Consider the following 20,252-nt stretch of genomic DNA (forward strand, 5'->3'; position numbering starts at 1 on the left):
GGCTCGCGAGGGCGCCGCGCGCTGGCGGCTCGGCTCAGTTCCAGGATTGCTTGACGATCATGTCCGCGCGGCAGGTGCCGGCCTTGCACTCGCGGGCGCGGTCGCGCAGGTACTCGGTGCGCTCGCGGTTGACCCGGTAGTTGCAGTCGACGTTGATGCTGCCGGAATTCTCGCAGCTGGCGTCGCGGTGCTTGATCCACTGCAGCTGGGTCTGCTTGAGCTGGCTCTTGGCCGGCTCCTTGGCGACGCCGCGCAGATCGTTGTAGGCGGCGTTGAGTTCCTTGTCCGACTCCAGGAACAGCTTGGCGAAGCAATAGGTCTTGTCGTAGCTGGTGCGGTACTTGTCGCACTCGCCCTGGGCATAGGCGTTGCCGGCGGCCAGCCCGAGCAGGGCGAAGGCGAGGGCGGGGAAGATCGTTTTCATGGCGTTCCAGTCCAAGTCGTGTGGCGGTGACGATCGGGGCCGGGCATGCCTGTCCGGCCGGCGCCGCGCGCGGCGCGGGCGGCGTTGGCGTGAAAGTATTGCCGCGCCCCCGGGAAAGCAAGCGCCGGTGGGCGATCCCCTGCAGGAGCGGCGCGAGCCGCGACCGCGACAACGCAGCTACGCCGGATCCTCTCCAAGCCGGGTATTCCACGAGCCGGCTTTCCACGAGCCGGCTTTTCCACGAGCAAGCTCTGCCCCAAGGCCGGCTCGTCCACAGACCGAATCTCTCGCAAGCCGAATCTCCCGCAACAGTTGCGTTGTCGCGGTCGCGACTCGCGTCGCTCCTACAGGGGCTTCAGGGCAGCATCTTGTCCAGCGGCAGCCGCACCTCGGTCACCCGCCAGCTCAGGCCCTGGCGGGTCAGCACGAACACCACCGGGTCGCCGTCGGCGTTGGCGACCGTCGCGGTGAACCGCGACGGGGTTTCGAAGCGGTAGCTCAGTTGCTTGAGCGGTTCGGCCGGCTCGACCGGGGCATAGGCGTCGCGCGGCGGCGCGGACGGATCCAAGCGCTTGAGCAGGTTGCGGCCTTCCAGCACCGCGCCGATGCCCATCGGCGTGGCGATGGCGTCGACCGCGCCGCCGGCGACGCTGCTGGCCATGCCCAGCCCGATCGCGCCGAGCAGGCTGGACTGCACCGAAGGCCCGGCGCGGCGCACCAGATAGTCGTCGACCTGGGCTTTCAGGCCCAGCCGCACCGAGGCGAAGTCCACGTGCTTGGACAGCGCGGCGGTATCGCCCTGCTTGACCGCGGTGCGGATGGCGTTGACGGTCATGAACGGTCCGGCGGCGACCCAGCCGAGCAGCAGCGCGGCGGCCACGACCAGGGCGGCGATCCATTTCTTCATGGCGGCGATCCTTGTGGGCAGCCGCCAGGATAGTCGGGGAGGACCGGGGCGGCATTAAAAGCGGCCAACGATGGCGCCGCGGCGGCGCGCAACACAATGGGGCCCGCTGCGCTGCAGCATCATGCGCAGGCCAGCAACGGCGGACGGCCGCCCTGCGGGAGTACCGGCATCCTCTACCTGTCACCGGCGCCGATCATCTCTGTGCGTTGTTGATCGGGCAGGGCCGAGGCCGGGCCGCGATCACCTCGTTGCGGCTGCCGCGACCCGCCGACGGACTTCGCGGCGGCGCGCTCCGGATCGGCGCGATGAGCGCCGCATCCGGAGCGGCCGGGATCGCGCTCTGCGGCGGCGATCAGGCCGTAGCGGCCTGGATTCCGCTGGCGTCGATGACGGCGATGGCCTGGTTGCCTTCGACGACCACGCGATCGTAGTGAGGACCGTCGCCGGCATCCTTGGCTGCGGCGCTGACCTGGACGACCTCCGTGGTGCATACCGCGACCGCCTTGGGCGTGATCAGCAAGGTCCCGCCAACGATGCTGCGCATGCGGTCGCGCAGGATCATCGCGGCTTGGAGCAGTTGCCAGCGCGTGTTCTTGTGCGCTTCGCGGTTGATGCAGTTCATGGCGTCGTCCGATGCCTGTTCCAGCGCCGCTACCAGCTTGTCCTCGGCATCCGTCAATTTCTTATCGTTGCCCATGATGGTTCTCCTTGAGTTGGGGCGGCGGGGTCAGAATGCCGCTGCGAGGCCGACGAACACGCCGACCAGATCCATGAATTGACGGTAGGCCAACTCGGCCCGGCGCTGGCGCTGGCGCGCGTTGGGACGGTCGGCGATCAGCGACGACAACTCGCCGTGCGCCTTCGACGCCGCGTACATGAGGCCCGCGGCCTTGGCGCTGCAAAAGCGGGTCAGTCCCTTTTTCTGGACGATCGGCGAATTCTCGCAACGTTCGGTCTCGCGTTCGCTCTGCCATTGCTCCTGTTGATTTCGATAAAGATCGTCGAGGATCCGCATGCGCCCCGCGGCATCCAGGCGGCTGGCGGCGTCGCTGTCTATCGCCAATTTGCGGGCCTCTTGGGCGGCCTTCCTATCGAAATTGTCTTCCTTTTTCTCATCGAGCAAATCCTCGGCCAATTGTTCGAGTTGGACCTGGGCCGCGGCACCGTTTCGCTTGAACTCCTCGCGGATCGCGTTGGCGCTGTCCCCGTTGCGGGAAATCGCTTCGAGCGCATTCAACAGATCGGACACCGCACCGACCTTGGCATCGGCGACCGGTGCGCCTTCCAATGCCGTGGTCAGATTGTTGAAGTCGGCCGCCACTTGCCCGAAGTTCTTGGCGGCAACCAGCTCCGGGTCGGCGGCGGTCTCGGCCAGTATCGACACGTAATCGGAAACGAACTGCAAGGAACGGAACTGCGCATCGAAGGTTTTGTATTCCAGCTTGTATTTCAGCGCTAAGCAGGTTTTGGCCACGGACGAGGCCTTGGCGAGGGCAGCCTGCGCAGCATCATCGCGCAGCGCCGGCGGTACGCAACGCGCATCGAGTGCGTACATCAGTCCGTGCAATTGTTGGTTGCTGTGGATGCGATCGATATAGGAAGTTTCGGCAGCGGCGGTGGCCGTTGCGGCCTTGGCGCTGAAATCCCGAGTTTCCAGTCGAAGCAGTTGGTTCTTTACGCAGCCTGTAGCGAACAGGAACGACAGGGCCAGGACGGACCCGGCGAGCTGGTGCCATTGCATATTCCCCTCCTTGAGTGACGACGGCTTCCGTGTCTGGAGCCCTCGCGTTGCTGGTATCAACGCAATCGCCGAGGCGGCGCGGACAGCACTGGCGCAGGCGTGGCCTCTGCGCAAACACCTAGCGCGGAAGGTTGGTGCGGTATAGGTGGCCTATGGCACGTTTGATTTGCTTAGTAGGCACACTTAAGCGGTAGCACGCGGACTGCGTGCGTGTGGCCGTCGTGAGCGAAAAGGGCGAGGAGGGCGCGCAAGCGGTCCAGCCTCCGGACAGTGCTCGTCCTCGTCGCTCTTTCTTTGTTTCAAAACTCCAGATCCAGCGCCGCGCACAGGTAATCGGCGAACGGCGCCAACCCGGCCAGGTCCTTTTCCAGCGTGGACAGCAGGCGCGGGCCGGTCATGACCGCGTCGTCGAGGCTGCGGTAGGCGACGAAGTTCTTGCGCTTGAGGTCGTCGGCGAATTCGAACTCGGGCGGGAAGCCGCGCGGGGCGCGGGTCAGCACCTCGCTGTCGTCGAGGTCGAAGCGCTTGCGGAACTTGGGATCGTGCGCGGCGGCTTTCCAGCTGCCGGGGTTGTCGAAGACGAAGTGGCGGATCTTGCGCAAGGTCTCGGGCGCCGGATGCCAGACGCCGGCGGCGACGAAGCACTCGCCCTGGGCGAGGTGGATGTAGAACGAAGGCGCCTCGACCTGGCGTCCGCGTTCGTGGAACAGGCGCGCGCCCTGCCAGCTCTTGTACGGCGCCTTGTCGTTGGCGAAGCGGGTGTCGCGCTGGATCCGGAACAGCGAGCCGCCGACGTTCCTGGGCTCGCTGCGGTAGTGCTCGCTGACCTGGGCCAATCCCGGCTGCAGGTCGCCGAGCAGGCGCAGGAACGGGCCGCGCACGTGTTCGTCGTAGGCGGCCTTGTGGGCGTGGAACCACTCGCGATTGTTGTTGCGCGCCAGCGAGCGCAGGAACTTGAAGCTGGCGTCGGAGAAGTAGCTGGGCATGAGGGCAGGCGATAGCGGGAAGGAGTCAGAAGTCGGACGGTCGCAGGACTACGGTAGCGAGCGGGAAGTTAACGCCGGGTTGGGCGCCGGCCGCGATCCGCCGGCTCGCAGCCGCGCATTCCCGGCTTTCGGCTGTCACGCGTGTAGTTCCCGCCACAGTCCGCGGCCCCAGTCCTCCAGCCGATCCAGCAAGGCCTGCTTGGCGCCGTCTTCGCCGGCGTGGGCGCGGACCTGGCGCAGCTCTTCGGCGAAGCGGGCGAAGCTGTATTCCGACAGGCCCGATTCGCCGTCCAGGCGCTGGCGGCGGTAGTCGTCCCAGCGCTCGCGTTCGGCCGCGCTGAGGCTCTGCGGCCAGTTGCGCGCGCGGTAGCGGAACAGCAGTTCGGGCAGGCGCGCGTCGCGGAACTCGAACGCGGCGTGCGCCAGTTCCTCCGGCGCGGCGGCGCGCACGCCGCGGAACAGGCGCTTGTCGCCATCGCCGATGAAGGCGTCGTAGAGCGAGGCGTCGGCGTCGGCGGGCGCGCGCGCGGCGTCGCGGGCGTAGACGCGGCGGACTTTCTCGACCAGCTCGGGGCCGGCTTCGCGCAACTGCGCGGCGCGGTATTCGGCGCGCACCGGATCGATGCTCAAGCGCTCGAAGTCGTCCGCGCGCAGGTGGTTCCAGGCGGTCAACGCCGGGCAGCGGTTGAGGTGCACTTCCTTGAGCGCGACCCGCTCCTCGCCTTCGGGCAGGTCGGCCGACGGGGTGTAGAGGCGGTCGGCGATCTCGTCCGCGGCCAGGTCCAGCAACGCCTGCGGGTCCTGTTCCAGGTCGAACACGACGATGCGGCTGTCGATGCGCGGGTGCCGCGCCAACGGGATCACCGGCGCCGCGCACAGGCGCGCGGCCGGATAGCGCGAGGACACGTGCAGGGCCGGCTGCATCGCGATGGGGTCGAGCAGGCTGGCGGCGAAGCGCTTGTCGCGTAGGCGCAGCGCGTACTCCCACAGCCGCGGCTGCGACTGCTTGAGCTTGCGCGCGATGCCGATCAAGGCGCGCACGTCCGACAGCGCCTCGTGGGCGTCGCCGACGCGCACGTCGTTGGCGACGGCCAGGTGTTCGAGCTTGAACGAAGTGAAGCCGTCCTCGCGCTGCGGCCACTGCAGCCCGTCCGGACGCAGCGCGCGCGCCAGCCGCAGCACGTCGAGCAGGTCCCAGCGCGAGTTGCCGTTGCGCCATTCACGTTCGTAGGCGTCGTAGAAATTGCGGAACAGGCCGTAGCGGACGAATTCGTCGTCGAAGCGCAGCGAGTTGTAGCCGGCGGTGCAGGTCTGCGGTCGGGCCATTTCCTCGAAGATCAGGGCGAAGATCTGCGCCTCGGTCACGCCGTCGCGCAGCGCGTCCTGCGGCGCGATGCCGGTGATCAGGGTCGCCATCGGCGAGGGCAGCAGGTCGTCGGCGGGCTTGACGAAGACGCTGATCGGCGCCTCGACCTCGTTGAGCTCGGCGTCGGTGCGCATCGCCGCGAACTGGGCGATGCGGGTCGTGCGCGGGTCGGCGCCGAAGGTTTCCAGGTCGTAGAACAGGAAGCTGGCCGGCATGTCAGGCGTCCGCCGGCAGCGGGTCCAGGCGCGCGCGCACGGTCGCGTCGACGGCGTCCCAGTCCAGGCTGTCGAGCGAGTCGTGGCCGCGGGTCAGTTCGACCAGCAGTTCGCGCTGGCGCTGGCCGCGGTCGAAGGCGACTTCGTAGGGCATGCGGTGGAAGGTCACCATCGCGTAGCGCGGCATGAAGCGCTCGGGATGGCGCTGGGCCAGCTCGCGTTCGAGCGCGCGCTGCAGCAGGTAGTCGTCGTCGTCGACGCGGTCGCGCATTTCCAGGTAGTTCTCCAGCGCCATCGCCTGGATCGCGCGCGCGCTGGGCAGGCGCTGGCGCTGGAACGCGGCGAAGGCGTCGCCGCGGTCGCCGCCGGCGAGCAGGCGTTCGGCCAGGGCCACGCAGTCCTCGAACGCGCAGTTCATGCCCTGGCCGTGGAACGGCACCATGGCGTGGGCGGCGTCGCCGAGCAGCACGGCGCGGTCGTCCAGGTGCCAGCGCTCCAGGTACAGCGTCGCCAGCAGGCCGGCCGGGTTGCGTTCGAAGTCGCGCTCCAGTTCGGGAATCAGCGGCAGCGCATCGGCGAAATCGCGCTGGAACAGCGCGCGCGCGTCGGCGCCGTCGCGGATCGTCTCGAAGCTGGGGTCGCCCTGGTTGGGCAGGAACAAGGTGACGGTGAAGGTGCGCTCGTCGTTGGGCAGGGCGATGCACATGTAGCGCCCGCGCGGCCAGATGTGCAGGGCGTTGGGTTCGATGCTGAAGCCGCCGTCGCGCGCCGGCGGGATTTCCAGTTCCTTGTAGGAATGGCCGAGGAACTCGGTGCGCTCGCCCAGGTCGGCGACTTCGCCCATCGCCGCGCGCAGCGCCGAGCCGGCGCCGTCGGCGCCGACCAGACTGTCGAAGCCGACCTCGTGCTCGCTGCCGTCGCGGTCGTCGCGGAAGCGGGCGATGCGCGCGTCGAAATCGACGCCGGACAGGCCGCGGTGGAAATGCAGGTTCGCGCCGGCGTCCTGCGCGATCTGCAGCAGGATCAGGTTGAGCTCGCCGCGGTGTACCGACCAGATCACCTCGCTGTCGTCGCGGCCGTAGCGCTGCAGGTCGGTGCGGCCGTCGAGGAAGTGGACCATGCGCCCGCGCATCATCACCGCCTGCGCCATCACCGCCTCGTCGGCGCCGGCCAGGCGCAAGGCGTGGCGGCCGCGCTCGGCCAGGGCGAGGTTGATCGAGCGCCCGCCCTGATAGCCCTTCAGCCGCGGATCGCCGCGTTTTTCGTACACATCCACCCGCCAGCCGGCGCGCGCGAGCAGGGTGGCGAGCAGGGCGCCGGCGAGGCCGGCGCCGATGAGGGTGATGTGCGGGGTGGCGTTGGCCGAAGTGTTCAAGGAATCGATCCTTGCGGGCGATGAGGGGAGCGTAAGCGGTTGCGGCGGGCGGGTCACGCGTCCCGCCACGCCTCCACCGCCGCGACGAAGCGCACGATATCGCCGTGGGTGTTGTACAGCGGCGCCGGCGAAATCCGGATCACGTCGGGTTCGCGCCAGTCGCCGAGCACGCCGCGGCGGGCCAGGTCTTCGAACAGGTCGCGGCCGGCGGCGCGGCCGCTGAGGCCGCGGCCGCCGATCACCCGCAGCGACAACTGGCAGCCGCGCCGGGCCGGCTCGGCCGGGGTCAGGATGTCCAGGGTTTCGCCCAGGCGCGCGCGGATCAGCGATTCCAGGTAACCGGTCAGGCGCAGCGACTTCTCGCGCAGCGCGCGCATGCCGACCCGGTCGAACAGGTCCAGCGAGGCGCGCAGCGGCGCCAGTCCGAGGATCGGCGGGTTGCTGAGCTGCCAGCCTTCGGCGCCCGGCGTGGGCACGAATTCGGGACCCATGCGGAAGCGGGTCGCCGATTCGTGGCCCCACCAGCCGGCGAAGCGGGGCCGGTCGCTGCGCGCGTGGCGTTCGTGGACGAAACAACCGGCAACCGCGCCGGGGCCGGCGTTGAGGTATTTGTAGTGGCACCACACTGCGAAGTCGGCGCCGCTGTCGTGCAGCTTCAGCTCCAGGTTGCCGACGCCGTGGGCGAGGTCGAAGCCGCACAGCGCGCCTTGCGCGTGCGCGAGCGCGGCGATGCGCGCGAGGTCGAAGGCCTGGCCGGTGCGGTACTGCACGCCCGGCCACAGCACCAGCGCCAGGCGCGGGCCGTGTTCGGCGATGGCGCGCTCGATGCTCTCCATCGAGAACACGCCGCCGGGGCCGTCGGGCTGCAGTTCGATCAGGTCGGTGTCGGGATCGAAGCCGTGGAAACCGACCTGCGAGGCCAGGGCGTAGCGGTCGGACGGGAACGCGCCGGCTTCCATCAGGATCGCCGGACGCTCGCGGGTCGGCCGATAGAAGCTGACCAACATGAAGTGCAGGTTGGCGGTCAGCGAATTCATCGCCACCACCTCGTGCGGCAGCGCGCCGACCAGGCGCGCCAGCGGTTCGCGCACCAGTTCGTGGTACGGCATCCACTGCGCCTGGCCGGTGAAGTGGCCTTCCACCGCTTCCATCGCCCACTTGTCCATGACTTCCTCGACATGGCCGCGCGCGCCGCGCGGCTGCAGGCCGAGCGAGTTGCCGACGAAATAGGCTTGTTCTTCCTCGCCGTGGCGCGGGATCAGGAACTCGTGGCGCAGCGTCGGCAGCGGGTCGGCGGCGTCGAGCGCGGCGGCGTGGGCGGGCGTATGCAGGTCGGTCATAGGGTTCGGGCGATTGCGATGCGAGAGGTGGCGGCGCGGACTCAGCCGGCGGATTCGAGCGGCCCGGGCGCGGGCGATTCGGCGGCGTGGAGATAGCTTCGGTGCAGCGCCCGCACCCAATCCGAGCACAGGCCCAGGACCTCGCTTTCGTAGATCAGCGCGGCGTCGTCGGCGAGATAGGCGGCCAGTTCGGCATGGCCGGCGGCCTGCATCGCGGCGACGAACGCCGCCTGCCGCAGTTGCGCCGATTCGGCCTGGGCGCGTTGCACGCGCTGCGGGTCGAGCCGTCGCTTGTGGCTCCGCAGCGCGGCGTCGGCGCGGGTCCACTGGCCGTCGAACGGTTCGCGGTCGCGCCGGTCGAGGTAATCGTCGATGGCTTTGCCGTCGGCGTCGGCGATGCGCTCGGCCCAGTCGCGCAGGGTCGCGAGCAGGTCTTGCGGATCCAGCGGCGGCGGCGCGTGCAACGCGGACGGGCTCATGCGGTCGCGCCCATGCGCAAGCGTGCCTTCGCGCTCATGCGAACCGCGACAGCGGCAGGCCCAGCCATTCCAGCGCGGTGCCGTGGTACAGCCGCGCCTGTTCGGCCTCGGGCAACGCCAGCGAAGCGATGCCGGCGCCGGGCGTCTGTTCGCCGAGCGGGAACGGATAGTCGGTGCCCAGCATCACCCGCGACACGCCGCAGGTGTCGAGCAGGTAGCGCAGCGCGCGCGGATCGGCCACCCACGAATCGAAGTACAGCCGCGACAGGTACTCGCGCGGATTGCGCGGGTTGTCGGTGGCGACCAGGTCCGGGCGCATGTTGAAGCCGTGCTCGATCCGGCCGATGGTGTAGGGGAAGCTGCCGCCGCCGTGGGCCATGCAGATCTTCAGTTTCGGCAGCCGCTCAAGCACGCCGCCGAACACCAGGCAGCAGGCCGCGCGCGATTGCTCGGCGGGCATGCCGACCAGCCACGGCAGCCAGTACTTGGGCATGCTGGGCGTTCCCATCATGTCCCAGGGATGCACCAGGATCGCCGCGCCGAGCTCGCTGGCGGCCTGGAAGAACTCGAACAGCTCCGGCGCGTCGAGGTTCCAGTCGCCGATGTGGCTGCCGATCTGCACGCCCTGCAGGCCGAGCTGGTCCATGCAGCGTTCCAGTTCCTGCACCGCCAGCCGCGGCGACTGCAGCGGCACCGTGCCGATGCCGGCGTAGTGGCGCGGGAAATCGCGGCAGGTCTGGGCCATGTGCTCGTTGAGCGCCTGATGCAGCGCCAGCGCCTGATTGGCCTTGGCCCAGTAGCTGAACATCACCGGCACGGTGCTGATCACCTGCACCTGCACGCCGAAACGCGCGTAGTCGTCGATGCGTTCCTGCGGGTCCCAGGTCTTGGACCAGATCTCGCGGAAGAACTTGCCGTCCTTGTAGATGCGGTGGCGGCCGTCGTCGGTGTGGTGGATCACCGGAAAGCGGTCGTCGCCGTACTTGCGCGCCAGGTCGGGCCAGTCGCGCGGCAGGTAATGGGCGTGGGTGTCGATCTTGAGCATCGCCGCCTCAGGTGTCGGGCATCGTGTAGCGCGCCGGCGCCGGGTTCAGGTGCCCGCATTGGCCGCAGCTGCGGTGTTCGCGCGAGGAATAGAAGCGTTCGAACACCGGCGGGAAGTCGGTCTCGATGTTGCGCAGTTTGAAGAACTCTTCGTAGAGCTTGTGGTTGCAGCGTTCGCAGAACCACATCAGGCCGTCGTCTTCGTGTTCCAGGCGCTTGCGCTCGATCACCAGGCCGACCGAGTCGGGCATGCGCTGCGGCGAGTGCGGCACGCGCGCGGGCAGCAGGAAGATCTCGCCGGCGCGGATCGGGATGTCGCGGACCGCGCCGTCCTCTTGGATACGCAGCACCATCTCGCCTTCGAGCTGGTAGAACCATTCCGGACCTTCGTCCCAGTGGTAGTCGGTGCGCTGGTTCGGTCCGCCGACTACCATCACGATGAAGTCGCCGACGTAGATGGTCTTGTTGCCGACCGGCGGCTTGAGCAGGTGGCGATGCTCTTCGATCCAAGAAAACAGGTTGATCGGTCCGGGCAGCATGGCTTTACTCCGTTCCGGCATCGCGCAGCCGCGCGACGCACTTGAGTTCGATCGCGATCGGCGTCGGCAGCGCCGTGATGCCGAGCGTGGTCCGGCACGGCGCGCGGTCGATGTCCGGGAAATACTCGGACCACAGCGCGTTGTAGGCGGCGAAGTCGCGCGCCATGTCGGTCAGGTAGACGGTCACGTCGACCAGATCGTCCCAGGACGCGCCGCTGGCTTCCAGCACCGCGCGCACGTTGACGAACACCGAGCGCGTCTGCAGCTCGATGTCGTAAGCGATCAGCCGGCCTTGCGCGTCGTGCACGTTGCCCGGCACCGCGTTGCTGGCGGCGTCGCGCGGGCCGACTCCGGACAGGAACAGCAGGTCGCCCACCCGGCGCGCATGCGGGTACGAGCCGACCGGCCGCGGCGCGTTGCCGGTGCGCACCGCGCCGCTCATCGCGGCGAGCCGCCGTGGGTGGAATGCACCCGCGCCAACGCGCGTTCGTAGGCCGGCTGCAGCGACTTGAACGAATGCACGTTCATGCCGGTGTCGTGGACGCGGCCGTTGCGCAGGCTGTAGACCCAGCCGTGCACGCTCAGCGGCTGGTCGCGCGACCAGGCGTCGCGCACGATCGTGGTCATGCACACGTTGAACACCTGCTCGATCGCGTTGAGCTCGCACAGGCGGTCGTGGCGCTCGCTCTCGTGGGCGTGGTTCATGCACTCGGAATGCTTGTCGGCGACGTCGCTGACGTGGCGCAGCCAGTTGTCGGCCAGGCCGACCCGGGTGCCGTGCAGCGCCGCGTGCACGCCGCCGCAGCCGTAGTGGCCGACCACCAGGATGTGCTTGACCTTGAGCACGTCGACCGCGTACTGGATCACCGACAGGCAGTTGAGGTCGGTGTGCACGACCACGTTGGCGATATTGCGGTGGACGAACACCTCGCCCGGGGCCATGTCGATGATCTGGTTGGCCGGCACGCGCGAATCCGAACAGCCGATCCACAGGTATTCGGGCGCCTGCTGCTTGGACAGGCGGGCGAAGAAGTCCGGGTCCTCGGCGTTGATGCGCTCGGACCACTCGCGATTGCGTTCGAGCAGGTCGTCGAGCGGATTCATGCGCGGCTCCCGGCGTGGAGAGCGCTGACGAAGGACGTGGGGTAGGGCGCGGTCATGCAGGTCATCCGAGATGGAGGCCGACGTTCTTGGCCTCGGTGAAGAAACGCAGGGCCTCGACGCCGCCTTCGCGGCCGAGGCCCGACGCGCCGGCGCCGCCGAACGGCGTGCGCAGGTCGCGTTGCAGCCAGGTGTTGATCCAGACCATGCCGACGTTCAGGCGCGCGGCCAGGCGGTGGGCGCGGGCGAGGTCGCGCGTCCACAGGCTGGCGCTGAGGCCGTAGTCGCTGGCGTTGGCCAGGGCCAGGGCGTGGGTGTCGTCGTCGAACGGCTGCAGGGTGGCGACCGGGCCGAAGATTTCCTCGCGGTTGCTCGCGGTGTCCGGGCCGAGGCCTTCGAGCAGGGTCGGCGCGACGTACCAGCCGGGGCGTTCGAGCGCGGCGCCGCCGCACAGCACCCGGCCGCCTTCGGCGCGGGCGCGCTCGAGCGCGGCGACGACCTTGGCGAAATGCGCCTGCGACACCAGCGGGCCGAGCGCGGTGGTTTCCTCGTCGGGTTCGCCCACGCGCAGGGCTTGCGCGCGTTCGACCAAAGCGTCGCGCACCTCGGCGTAGATCGAGCGTTCGACCAGGATGCGCGAGCCGCACAGGCAAATCTGGCCGGAGTTCTGGAACGCCGAGCGCACCAGCAGGTCGAGGTGTTCGCGCCAGTCGCTGTCGGCGAAGATCAGGGTCGGATTCTTGCCGCCCAGTTCCAGCGAAACCTTGCGCAGCAGTGGCGCGCAGGTCGCGGCGATGCCGCGGCCGACCGCGGTGCTGCCGGTGAAGGAGACCGCGCGGATCGCCGGGTGCGCGACCAGCGGCGCGCCGACCTCGGGCCCGAGCCCGTGGACGATGTTCAGCACGCCGGCCGGCAAGCCGATCTGCGCGCAGAGTTCGCCGAGCATCGTCGCCGTCGCCGGGGTCACCTCCGAGGGCTTGGCCACCACGGTGTTGCCGGCGGCCAGCGCCGGCGCGATCTTCCAGGTGAACAGGTACAGCGGCAGGTTCCACGGCGAGATCGCCGCGACCGGGCCGAGCGGCTGGCGCAGGGTGTAGTTGAGCCCGGCCTGGCCGTGGTGGGATTCGCTGGCGAACTGGGTCGCGGCGTGGGCGTAGAAGCGCAGGTTGGACACCGCGCGCGGGATCTCGGCCTCGCGCGCCAGCCGGATCGGTTTGCCGCCGTCGCGCGATTCGGCCGCGGCGAATTCGCCGGTGCGCGCTTCCAGCGCCGCGGCCAGGCGCTCCAGCCACTGCGCTCGCTCGCTGTGCGGCAACGCCGACCAGGCCGGAAACGCGGCCTGCGCCGCGGCCACCGCGGCCTCGACCTCGGCCGCGCCGCCGGCGGCGACCTGCGCATACGGCTGCGCATTGGCGGGATCGAAGACTTCGAGCCAGCGTCCGTCGGCCGCATCGCGCGGCGTCCCGTCGATCCAGTGCCGGAATGTCTGCATGGCGCAAGCTTAACGCGTGGGCCCGGTGGCGCCCATAGCGTCGAAGGTGAACGTGGGAGGGCCTTCAGGCCCGACGCTTTTCGATCCGGCGCGGTGCGGGTTTGCTGCGACCCGAGCGAAAGGCGTCGGGGCTGAAGCCCCTCCCACAACAGCTCTGTATTGCTTGGGTCCGGACCGGCTTTTGTGGGAGGGCCTTCAGGCCCGACGCCTTTCGATCCGGCGCGGTGTGGGGGCGAGCGACCCGAGCGAAAGGCGTCGGGGCTGAAGCCCCTCCCACAACAACTCTGTATCGCTTGGGCCCGGACCGGCTTTTGTGGGAGGGCCTTCAGGCCCGACGCTTTTCGATCCGGCGCGGTGTGGGGCGAGCGACACGAGCGAAAGGCGTCGGGGCTGAAGCCCCTCCCACGACCGCCGCATGCAAACGAAAACGTTCTGGTCGAAGTTCTTGCTTTCGGACCTTGCGCACACGGTGTTTGCCGAATCGGCCCACGCGCCGGCGCGGCCTAGGTCGAAAGTCATGCCTGCCGCGGCAAATCGCCGAATCGGCCTGCACGTCTTGCGAAATTCGGCAGCGACACGAGGTCCGTCGGCGGCCGACCGTGCCGCTGTGCACTTGACGCCCAACTACGACGCTGCGCACATTCCGGCGGGGTTCATTCACTCACGCTCCGGCGCGCGGGCGCCGAGCCATTCAGGGCGGGAACGATCACGTGGACAGACGCAATTTCCTCAGCATGTCGGGGCTGGGCATCGCCGGGCTCATGATTCCCTTCGGAAAGGTCATCGCCGCCGAAGACCTGTTGGCGCCGCTGGACGTGGCCAAGAAGAAGGCCTGGGCCGACGCCGCCCTGACCGCGGCGCGCGGCGCGGGGGCGAGCTATTGCGACGTGCGCGTGGGCCGCTACCTGCGCCAGTTCGTGATCACCCGCGAGGACAAGGTCCAGAACGTGGTCAACGTCGAGTCCAGCGGCATCGGCATCCGCGTGCTGGTCGACGGCGCCTGGGGCTTCGCCGCGACCAACCAGTTCGGCACCGACGGCGCGGCCAAGGCCGCGCAGCAGGCCGCGGCCATCGCCCGCGCCAACGCCAAGGTCATCACCGCCAAGGTACAGCTGGCCAAGGCGCCGGGCGTGGGCGAGGTCAGCTGGAAGACGCCGATCCGCAAGAACGCGATGGAAGTGCCGCTCAAGGACAAGGCCGAGCTGCTGCTGGGGGTCAACGCCGCGGCCATCGGCGCCGGCGCCAACTTCGTCAACTCGATGCTGTTCCTGGTCAACGAGCAGAAGTATTTCGCCTCCACCGACGGCAGCTACATCGACCAGGACGTGCACCGGATCTGGGCGCCGATGACGATCACCGCCATCGACAAGGCCAGCGGCAAGTTCCGCACCCGCCAGGGCCTGTCCTCGCCGCGCGGCATGGGCTACGAATACCTCGACGGCGCGGCCTCGGGCAAGACCGTGTTGCCGTGCGGCGCCACCGTCTACGGCGATTCCTACGACATGCGCGAGGACGCGGTCGCCGCGGCCAAGCAGGCGCGGCAGAAGCTGACCGCGCCCTCGGTCAAGCCGGGCAAGTACGACCTGGTGCTCGATCCCTCGCACACCTGGCTGACCATCCACGAATCCATCGGCCACCCGCTCGAACTCGACCGCGTGCTCGGCTACGAGGCCAACTTCGCCGGCACCAGCTTCGCCACCCTGGACAAGCGCGAGAGCGGCTTCAAGTACGGCAGCGACAAGGTCAACGTGTTCGCCGACAAGACCCAGGTCGGCAGCCTCGGCGCCGTGGGTTACGACGACGAGGGCGTCAAGACCAAGCGCTGGGACCTGATCAAGAACGGCGTGCTGGTCGATTACCAGACCATCCGCGACCAGGCCCACATCCTCGGCAAGACCGAATCCGACGGCTGCTGCTACGCCGATTCGTGGTCGAGCGTGCAGTTCCAGCGCATGGCCAACGTGTCGCTGGCGCCGGGCAAGGACGCGCTCGGCGTCGCCGACCTGGTCAAGGACGTGGAGAACGGCATCTACATCGTCGGCGACGGCTCGTTCTCGATCGACCAGCAGCGCTACAACGCCCAGTTCGGCGGCCAGCTGTTCTACGAGATCAAGAACGGCAAGGTCACCGGCATGCTCGAGGACGTGGCCTACCAGATCCGCACGCCGGAATTCTGGAATTCCTGCGTCGCGGTCTGCGACGACAAGGACTACCGCCTGGGCGGCTCGTTCTTCGACGGCAAGGGCCAGCCGGGCCAGGTCTCGGCGGTCTCGCACGGCTCCAGCACGGCGCGGTTCAACGGCGTCAACGTCATCAACACCGCCCGCAAGCTCGGCTGACCGGGGCAGGAGAACACTTATGAGCATCTTCACCGAAGCCCAGTCCAAGGCGATCCTGGACAAGGTCATTGCATTGTCCAAGGCCGACGAGACCAGCGCGCGGCTGACCGGTTCGATCGACGGCAACATCCGTTTCGCCCTCAACAACATCTCCACCAGCGGCGTGGTCAGCGACGTCGACCTGGCCGTGCAGGTGTCCTTCGGCAAGCGCGTGGGCGTGGCCACGATCAACGAGTTCGACGACGCCGCGCTCGAACGCGTGGTCCGCCGCGCCGAGGACCTGGCCAAGCTCGCTCCGGAAAACCCGGAGTTCATGCCGATCATCGACAAGCAGACCTACAAGCCCAGCCCGACGTTCTCGGCCTCGACCGCGGCGATCGACCCGGGCTTCCGCGCCAAGGTCGCCGCCGATTCGATCGCGCCGTGCCGCGAGGCCAAGCTCACCGCCGCCGGCTTCCTCGAGGACGGCCAGAGCTTCGTCGCCTTCGCCAACAGCAAGGGCAACTTCGGCTACCAGACCGCGACCAACTTCAACTACACCTGCACCGTGCGCACCGACGACGGCCGCGGTTCGGGCTGGGTCGGCCGCGACCTGACCGACGCCGACGCGTTCAAGGCCGACGCCGACATCCGCATCGCCATGCGCAAGGCCACCGAATCGGCCGAGGCCAAGGCGCTGGAGCCGGGCAAGTACACGGTGATCCTGGAGCCGCACGCGGCCGCCGGGCTGATCTCGTTCATGATGAACTTCTTCGACGCGCGCCAGGCCGACGAAGGCCGCAGCTTCCTGTCCAAGAAGGGCGGCGGCAACAAGCTCGGCGAACAGGTCTACGACCCGCGGGTCAACTTCCTCGCCGATCCCTGGGACCCGCGCGCGCCGGTGATGCCGTGGGACGGCGAAGGCCTGCCGCGCGAGAAGATGCCGATCGTCGAGAACGGCAAAGTGGTGGCGCTGAATTATTCGCGCTACTGGGCGCAGAAGCAGGGCAAGCGCGCGGTCGGCACGCCCGGCAACCTGCTGATGTCCGGCGGCGACAAGACCACCGCCGAGCTGGTCAAGGGCACCCAGAAGGGCATCCTGGTCACCCGCACCTGGTACATCCGCATGGTCGATCCGCAGACCGTGCTGCTGACCGGGCTGACCCGCGACGGCACCTTCTACATCGAGAACGGGCAGATCAAGCACCCGATCAAGAACTTCCGCTTCAACGAATCGCCGGTGATCATGCTCAACAACATCGAGGAGCTCGGCCGGCCGGTGCGCGTGGCCGGCGACGAATCCGACTCGGTGATGATGATCCCGCCGATGAAGCTGCGCGATTTCACCTTCACCTCGCTGTCCGACGCGGTCTGACCGCAACGCGCGCGGCGCGCCCGGCGACGGGCGCGCCGCGCCGCCGCGGGAACGCACCCCCGCACCCCGCACCGCCGCACCACCGCAAGAGGCCTCACCGTGCAACGACGCGACTTCCTCGGTTCCGCCGGTCTCGGCCTGGCCGGTCTGATGCTTCCCTTCGGCCGCAGCGTCGCCGCCGAAGCCCTGCTGGAACCGGCCGATCCGGCGCTGCGCAAGCGCCTGGCCGACACCGCCCTGGCCGCCGCGCGCGAAGGCGGCGCGCACTACTGCGACGTGCGCGTGGGCCGCTACCTGCGCCAGTCGGTGCTGACCCGCGAGGCGCAGGTGCGCAACATCGTCAACGCCGAATCGGTCGGCGTCGGCGTACGGGTGCTGCGCGACGGCGCCTGGGGTTTCGCCGCGACGTCGCAGACCACGGTCGACGCGGTCGCCGCGGCCACGCAGCAGGCGCTGGCCATCGCCAAGGCCAACGCGCGCGTGCAGACGCGCAAGGTCGAACTCGCGTCGGTGCAAGGCGTGGGCGAGGTGCGCTGGGCCACGCCGGTGCGCAAGAACGCGCTGGCGGTGCCGATCCAGGACAAGGTCGCGCTGCTGATGGCGGTCAACGCCGCCGCGCTCAAGAACGGCGCCGACTTCGTCCAGTCCAACCTGTTCGCGATCAACGAACAGAAATATTTCGCGTCCACCGACGGCAGCTACATCGACCAGGACGTGCACCGGATCTGGCTGCCGCTGACCGCGACCGCGGTCGACAAGGCCAGCGGCAAGTTCCGCACCCGCGACGGGCTGTCGGCGCCGATGGGCATGGGCTACGAGTATCTCGACGCCGATCCGGCCGGCAAGTTCGCCCTGCCGGGCGGGCTGACCGGCTACGGCCGCAGCTACGACGTGATGGAAGACGCCGCTGCTGCCGCGCGCCACGCCCGCGCCAAGCTCAAGGCACCGTCGGTGAAGCCGGGCAAGTACGACCTGGTGATCGATCCGTCCAACCTGTTCCTGACCATCCACGAGAACGTCGGCCACCCGCTCGAACTCGACCGCGTGCTCGGCTTTGAAGCCAACTACGCCGGCACCAGCTTCGCCACCCTCGACAAGCGCGAAGCCGGCTACAAGTACGGCAGCGAGCGGGTCAACTTCGTCGCCGACAAGACCCGCGCGGGCAGCCTCAGCGCGGTCGGTTTCGACGACGAAGGGGTCAAGACGCGCGAGTGGGACCTGGTCCGCGACGGCGTGCTGGTGGACTACCAGGCCACCCGCGACGAGGCCCACATCCTCGGCCACAAGGAATCGCACGGCTGCAGCTACGCCGATTCGTGGTCGAGCGTGCAGTTCCAGCGCATGCCCAACGTGTCGCTGCGGCCCGGCAAGGACAAGCTCAGCGTCGCCGAGATGATCAAGGGCGTGGAACGCGGGCTGTACATCCACGGCCGCGGCTCGTACTCGATCGACCAGCAGCGCTACAACGCCCAGTTCGGCGGCCAGCTGTTCTTCGAGATCAAGAACGGCGAGGTGGCCGGGATGGTCGGCGACGCGGCCTACCAGATCCGCACGCCAGAGTTCTGGGCCTCGTGCTCGGCGATCTGCGACGAACGCGACTTCCGCCTCGGCGGCTCGTTCTTCGACGGCAAGGGCCAGCCGAGCCAGGTCTCGGCGGTCTCGCACGGCGCGGCCACCGCGCGCTTCGACGGGGTCAACGTCATCAACACGGCGCGGGCGCTGTAGCCGATGCGCGCGGCGACGCCGGCGGACATGCGCGCGGGCGCGGCGCGGTGAACCGGGCGCAGTTCCTGCGGCTGATGCTCGCCGCCGCGGCCGGCGCCGTGGCGGCGCGGGTGCCGCTGGCGCGCGCGGCGGCCGATTACGATTTCTGGTTCACCCGGCTCAAGTACGACTCCGGCGACTGGGACGTGGACCAGCGCATGCCGGCCAACCTGATCACCTCGCTGATCGACTACACCCACCTGCGGGTGGACCCGAAGGAGCACGTGCTCGCGCTGGCCGACCCGAAAGTGCTGGCCGCGCCGTTCTGCTACCTGGCCGGGCACAAGCTGGTCGAGTTCAACCCCGACGAGCGGCGCAACTTCGAGCGCTACGTGCGCAACGGCGGCTTCGTCTTCGTCGACGACTGCAATCACGACATCGACGGGCTGTTCGCCAAGTCGTTCGAGGCGCAGATGGCGAAGATCTTCGGCGCCAAGGCGCTGAAGAAACTGCCGAACAAGCACCCGGTCTACCGCAGCTTCTTCGTCTTCGACGGGCCGCCGGCGACCGGGTTCGAGCTCAACGGCTGGGGCGACGATCTGGTCCACGATTACCTAAAGGGCATCGAGATCGACGGGCGGCTCGGCATTTTGTACAGCAACAAGGACTACGGCTGCGAGTGGGATTACGACTGGCGCAACAAGCGGTTCCTGGCCGAGGACAACACCAAGTTCGGGGTCAATATCGTGATGTACGCGTTGAACTCGTGATCGGCGCGCGGCGGTTTCGCATTCGCGACAACAAGCGGTTTCGGGAGCGGCGATGAGCGGCAACGACAACAACGGCGACGACGCGCTGCAGGCGCAACTGGCGCGGCTGGGCGAACTGCGCGCGGCCATCGCCCAGGCCATCGTCGGCCAGGACGAGGTGGTGGAGCAGTTGCTGATCGGCCTGCTCGCCGGCGGGCATTGCCTGCTCGAAGGCGTGCCGGGACTCGGCAAGACCCTGCTGGTGCGCTCGCTCGGGCAGGCGCTGGAACTGCAGTTCCGGCGGATCCAGTTCACCCCGGACCTGATGCCCAGCGACATCCTGGGCACCGAGTTGCTGGAGGAGGACCACGGCACCGGCCACCGCCACTTCCGCTTCCAGCCGGGCCCGATCTTCACCAGCCTGCTGCTCGCCGACGAACTCAACCGCACTCCGCCCAAGACCCAGGCGGCGTTGCTGGAGGCGATGCAGGAGCGCACGGTGAGCTATGCCGGCACCACCCATTCGCTGCCGGCGCCGTTCTTCGTGCTGGCCACCCAGAACCCGCTCGAGCAGGCCGGCACCTATCCGCTGCCCGAGGCCCAGCTCGACCGGTTCCTGCTGCATATCCGGGTCGGTTATCCGAGCGAGCAGGAAGAACACGACATCCTGCAGCAGACCACCGGCAGCGGCGGCGCGCAGGTGCCCAAGGTGATGGACGCGCAGGCGGTGCTGGCGCTGCAGGCGCGGGTGCGCGAGGTGCATCTGGGCGAGGACGTGCTGCGCTGGATCACCCGCCTGGTGCGCGCCAGCCGGCCCGCGGCCGATGCGCTGATCGAGGTGCGGCAGTGGGTGAAGTGGGGCGCCGGCCCGCGCGCCGGCCAGTCGCTGGTGCTCGCGGCCAAGGCGCGCGCGCTGCTGCACGGGCGCTTCGCCGCCACCCGCGAGGACGTCATCGCGCTGGCCGCGCCGGTGATGCGCCACCGCCTGTTGCTGTCGTTCGCGGCCGAGGCCGAGGGCAAGAGCGCGGACGATGTGATCGCGGCGCTGCTGCGCGGCGTGCCGTTGCCGGGGTGAGCGCGATGCCCGGCCCGCGTGG

At 68.9% G+C, this 20,252-nt stretch carries 20 protein-coding genes; 6 read left to right on the forward strand and 14 right to left on the reverse strand.

Annotated features, from left to right (window positions below):
• Positions 1–34: 34 nt before the first annotated feature.
• From RDV84_RS18945 to RDV84_RS19010, 14 genes are all read right to left on the reverse strand, one after another.
• Complete coding sequence (locus RDV84_RS18945) at positions 35–424, reverse strand: lysozyme inhibitor LprI family protein (protein ID WP_078998210.1); 390 nt, start codon at positions 422–424, stop codon at positions 35–37.
• Positions 425–779: 355 nt separating this feature from the next.
• Positions 780–1,331 carry a DUF2939 domain-containing protein gene (locus RDV84_RS18950; RefSeq protein ID WP_057947734.1) on the reverse strand — a complete coding sequence of 184 codons (552 nt, stop codon included), beginning with the start codon at positions 1,329–1,331 and terminating at the stop codon, positions 780–782.
• 352 nt (positions 1,332–1,683) lie between these two features.
• Complete coding sequence (locus RDV84_RS18955) at positions 1,684–2,028, reverse strand: hypothetical protein (RefSeq protein ID WP_057947733.1); 345 nt, start codon at positions 2,026–2,028, stop codon at positions 1,684–1,686.
• 30 nt (positions 2,029–2,058) lie between these two features.
• Positions 2,059–3,072: a hypothetical protein gene (locus RDV84_RS18960; RefSeq protein WP_250450296.1), complete on the reverse strand. Its 1,014-nt coding sequence runs from the start codon at positions 3,070–3,072 to the stop codon at positions 2,059–2,061.
• 299 nt (positions 3,073–3,371) lie between these two features.
• Positions 3,372–4,058, reverse strand: coding sequence for a DUF2461 domain-containing protein (locus tag RDV84_RS18965; protein WP_309151218.1), 687 nt, complete (start codon positions 4,056–4,058; stop codon positions 3,372–3,374).
• A 135-nt stretch (positions 4,059–4,193) separates the two neighbouring features.
• Positions 4,194–5,639, reverse strand: coding sequence for an exodeoxyribonuclease I (gene sbcB / locus RDV84_RS18970; protein ID WP_057947730.1), 1,446 nt, complete (start codon positions 5,637–5,639; stop codon positions 4,194–4,196).
• Position 5,640: 1 nt separating this feature from the next.
• A complete protein-coding gene (locus RDV84_RS18975) occupies positions 5,641–7,014 on the reverse strand; it encodes an FAD-dependent oxidoreductase (RefSeq protein WP_309151219.1) in 1,374 nt (457 codons plus the stop codon).
• Between the two features lie 53 nt (positions 7,015–7,067).
• Entirely contained in the window at positions 7,068–8,354 is a 1,287-nt protein-coding gene (gene kynU / locus RDV84_RS18980; protein WP_309151220.1) for a kynureninase, read from the reverse strand.
• A gap of 41 nt (positions 8,355–8,395) precedes the next feature.
• Positions 8,396–8,833: a hypothetical protein gene (locus tag RDV84_RS18985; RefSeq protein ID WP_309151222.1), complete on the reverse strand. Its 438-nt coding sequence runs from the start codon at positions 8,831–8,833 to the stop codon at positions 8,396–8,398.
• A 34-nt stretch (positions 8,834–8,867) separates the two neighbouring features.
• Positions 8,868–9,878, reverse strand: a complete 1,011-nt coding sequence (locus tag RDV84_RS18990) for an amidohydrolase family protein (protein WP_309151223.1) — start codon at positions 9,876–9,878, stop codon at positions 8,868–8,870.
• 7 nt (positions 9,879–9,885) lie between these two features.
• Entirely contained in the window at positions 9,886–10,416 is a 531-nt protein-coding gene (locus RDV84_RS18995; protein WP_309151224.1) for a 3-hydroxyanthranilate 3,4-dioxygenase, read from the reverse strand.
• 4 nt (positions 10,417–10,420) lie between these two features.
• Entirely contained in the window at positions 10,421–10,858 is a 438-nt protein-coding gene (locus RDV84_RS19000) for a RidA family protein (RefSeq protein WP_309151225.1), read from the reverse strand.
• Entirely contained in the window at positions 10,855–11,520 is a 666-nt protein-coding gene (can, locus tag RDV84_RS19005) for a carbonate dehydratase (protein WP_057947723.1), read from the reverse strand. Before can ends, RDV84_RS19000 begins: the two co-directional genes overlap by 4 nt.
• A 61-nt stretch (positions 11,521–11,581) precedes the next feature.
• Positions 11,582–13,009, reverse strand: coding sequence for an aldehyde dehydrogenase (locus RDV84_RS19010; protein ID WP_309151226.1), 1,428 nt, complete (start codon positions 13,007–13,009; stop codon positions 11,582–11,584).
• A 52-nt stretch (positions 13,010–13,061) separates the two neighbouring features.
• On the opposite strand from RDV84_RS19010, the gene RDV84_RS26885 reads away from it, so the two are divergent.
• From RDV84_RS26885 to RDV84_RS19035, 6 genes are all read left to right on the forward strand, one after another.
• Positions 13,062–13,274, forward strand: coding sequence for a DUF6053 domain-containing protein (locus RDV84_RS26885; protein WP_425608221.1), 213 nt, complete (start codon positions 13,062–13,064; stop codon positions 13,272–13,274).
• 445 nt (positions 13,275–13,719) lie between these two features.
• A complete protein-coding gene (locus RDV84_RS19015) occupies positions 13,720–15,348 on the forward strand; it encodes a TldD/PmbA family protein (protein ID WP_309151227.1) in 1,629 nt (542 codons plus the stop codon).
• Positions 15,349–15,367: 19 nt separating this feature from the next.
• Positions 15,368–16,702 carry a TldD/PmbA family protein gene (locus tag RDV84_RS19020; protein WP_309151228.1) on the forward strand — a complete coding sequence of 445 codons (1,335 nt, stop codon included), beginning with the start codon at positions 15,368–15,370 and terminating at the stop codon, positions 16,700–16,702.
• Positions 16,703–16,801: 99 nt separating this feature from the next.
• On the forward strand, positions 16,802–18,427 hold the full coding sequence (locus tag RDV84_RS19025) for a TldD/PmbA family protein (RefSeq protein ID WP_309151229.1): 1,626 nt from the start codon (positions 16,802–16,804) through the stop codon (positions 18,425–18,427).
• Positions 18,428–18,501: 74 nt separating this feature from the next.
• Positions 18,502–19,176: a DUF4159 domain-containing protein gene (locus RDV84_RS19030; protein ID WP_309153756.1), complete on the forward strand. Its 675-nt coding sequence runs from the start codon at positions 18,502–18,504 to the stop codon at positions 19,174–19,176.
• Positions 19,177–19,228: 52 nt separating this feature from the next.
• Positions 19,229–20,230: an AAA family ATPase gene (locus RDV84_RS19035; RefSeq protein ID WP_309151230.1), complete on the forward strand. Its 1,002-nt coding sequence runs from the start codon at positions 19,229–19,231 to the stop codon at positions 20,228–20,230.
• Positions 20,231–20,252 lie beyond the last annotated feature (22 nt).

Source organism: Lysobacter yananisis, from assembly GCF_031199375.1.
GTDB classification, from domain to species: Bacteria; Pseudomonadota; Gammaproteobacteria; order Xanthomonadales; family Xanthomonadaceae; genus Lysobacter; species Lysobacter yananisis.

Excerpts from the sequence above, each read along its gene's own strand:
- RDV84_RS18945 (WP_078998210.1), bottom strand. The coding sequence starts at position 424 with ATGAAAACGATCTTCCCCGCCCTCGCCTTCGCCCTGCTCGGGCTGGCC.
- RDV84_RS18950 (WP_057947734.1), bottom strand. The coding sequence starts at position 1,331 with ATGAAGAAATGGATCGCCGCCCTGGTCGTGGCCGCCGCGCTGCTGCTC.
- RDV84_RS18955 (WP_057947733.1), bottom strand. The coding sequence starts at position 2,028 with ATGGGCAACGATAAGAAATTGACGGATGCCGAGGACAAGCTGGTAGCG.
- RDV84_RS18960 (WP_250450296.1), bottom strand. The coding sequence starts at position 3,072 with ATGCAATGGCACCAGCTCGCCGGGTCCGTCCTGGCCCTGTCGTTCCTG.
- RDV84_RS18965 (WP_309151218.1), bottom strand. The coding sequence starts at position 4,058 with ATGCCCAGCTACTTCTCCGACGCCAGCTTCAAGTTCCTGCGCTCGCTG.
- sbcB (WP_057947730.1), bottom strand. The coding sequence starts at position 5,639 with ATGCCGGCCAGCTTCCTGTTCTACGACCTGGAAACCTTCGGCGCCGAC.
- kynU (WP_309151220.1), bottom strand. The coding sequence starts at position 8,354 with ATGACCGACCTGCATACGCCCGCCCACGCCGCCGCGCTCGACGCCGCC.
- RDV84_RS18985 (WP_309151222.1), bottom strand. The coding sequence starts at position 8,833 with ATGAGCCCGTCCGCGTTGCACGCGCCGCCGCCGCTGGATCCGCAAGAC.
- RDV84_RS18990 (WP_309151223.1), bottom strand. The coding sequence starts at position 9,878 with ATGCTCAAGATCGACACCCACGCCCATTACCTGCCGCGCGACTGGCCC.
- RDV84_RS18995 (WP_309151224.1), bottom strand. The coding sequence starts at position 10,416 with ATGCTGCCCGGACCGATCAACCTGTTTTCTTGGATCGAAGAGCATCGC.
- RDV84_RS19000 (WP_309151225.1), bottom strand. The coding sequence starts at position 10,858 with ATGAGCGGCGCGGTGCGCACCGGCAACGCGCCGCGGCCGGTCGGCTCG.
- can (WP_057947723.1), bottom strand. The coding sequence starts at position 11,520 with ATGAATCCGCTCGACGACCTGCTCGAACGCAATCGCGAGTGGTCCGAG.
- RDV84_RS19010 (WP_309151226.1), bottom strand. The coding sequence starts at position 13,009 with ATGCAGACATTCCGGCACTGGATCGACGGGACGCCGCGCGATGCGGCC.
- RDV84_RS19020 (WP_309151228.1), top strand. The coding sequence starts at position 15,368 with ATGAGCATCTTCACCGAAGCCCAGTCCAAGGCGATCCTGGACAAGGTC.
- RDV84_RS19030 (WP_309153756.1), top strand. The coding sequence starts at position 18,502 with ATGCTCGCCGCCGCGGCCGGCGCCGTGGCGGCGCGGGTGCCGCTGGCG.
- RDV84_RS19035 (WP_309151230.1), top strand. The coding sequence starts at position 19,229 with ATGAGCGGCAACGACAACAACGGCGACGACGCGCTGCAGGCGCAACTG.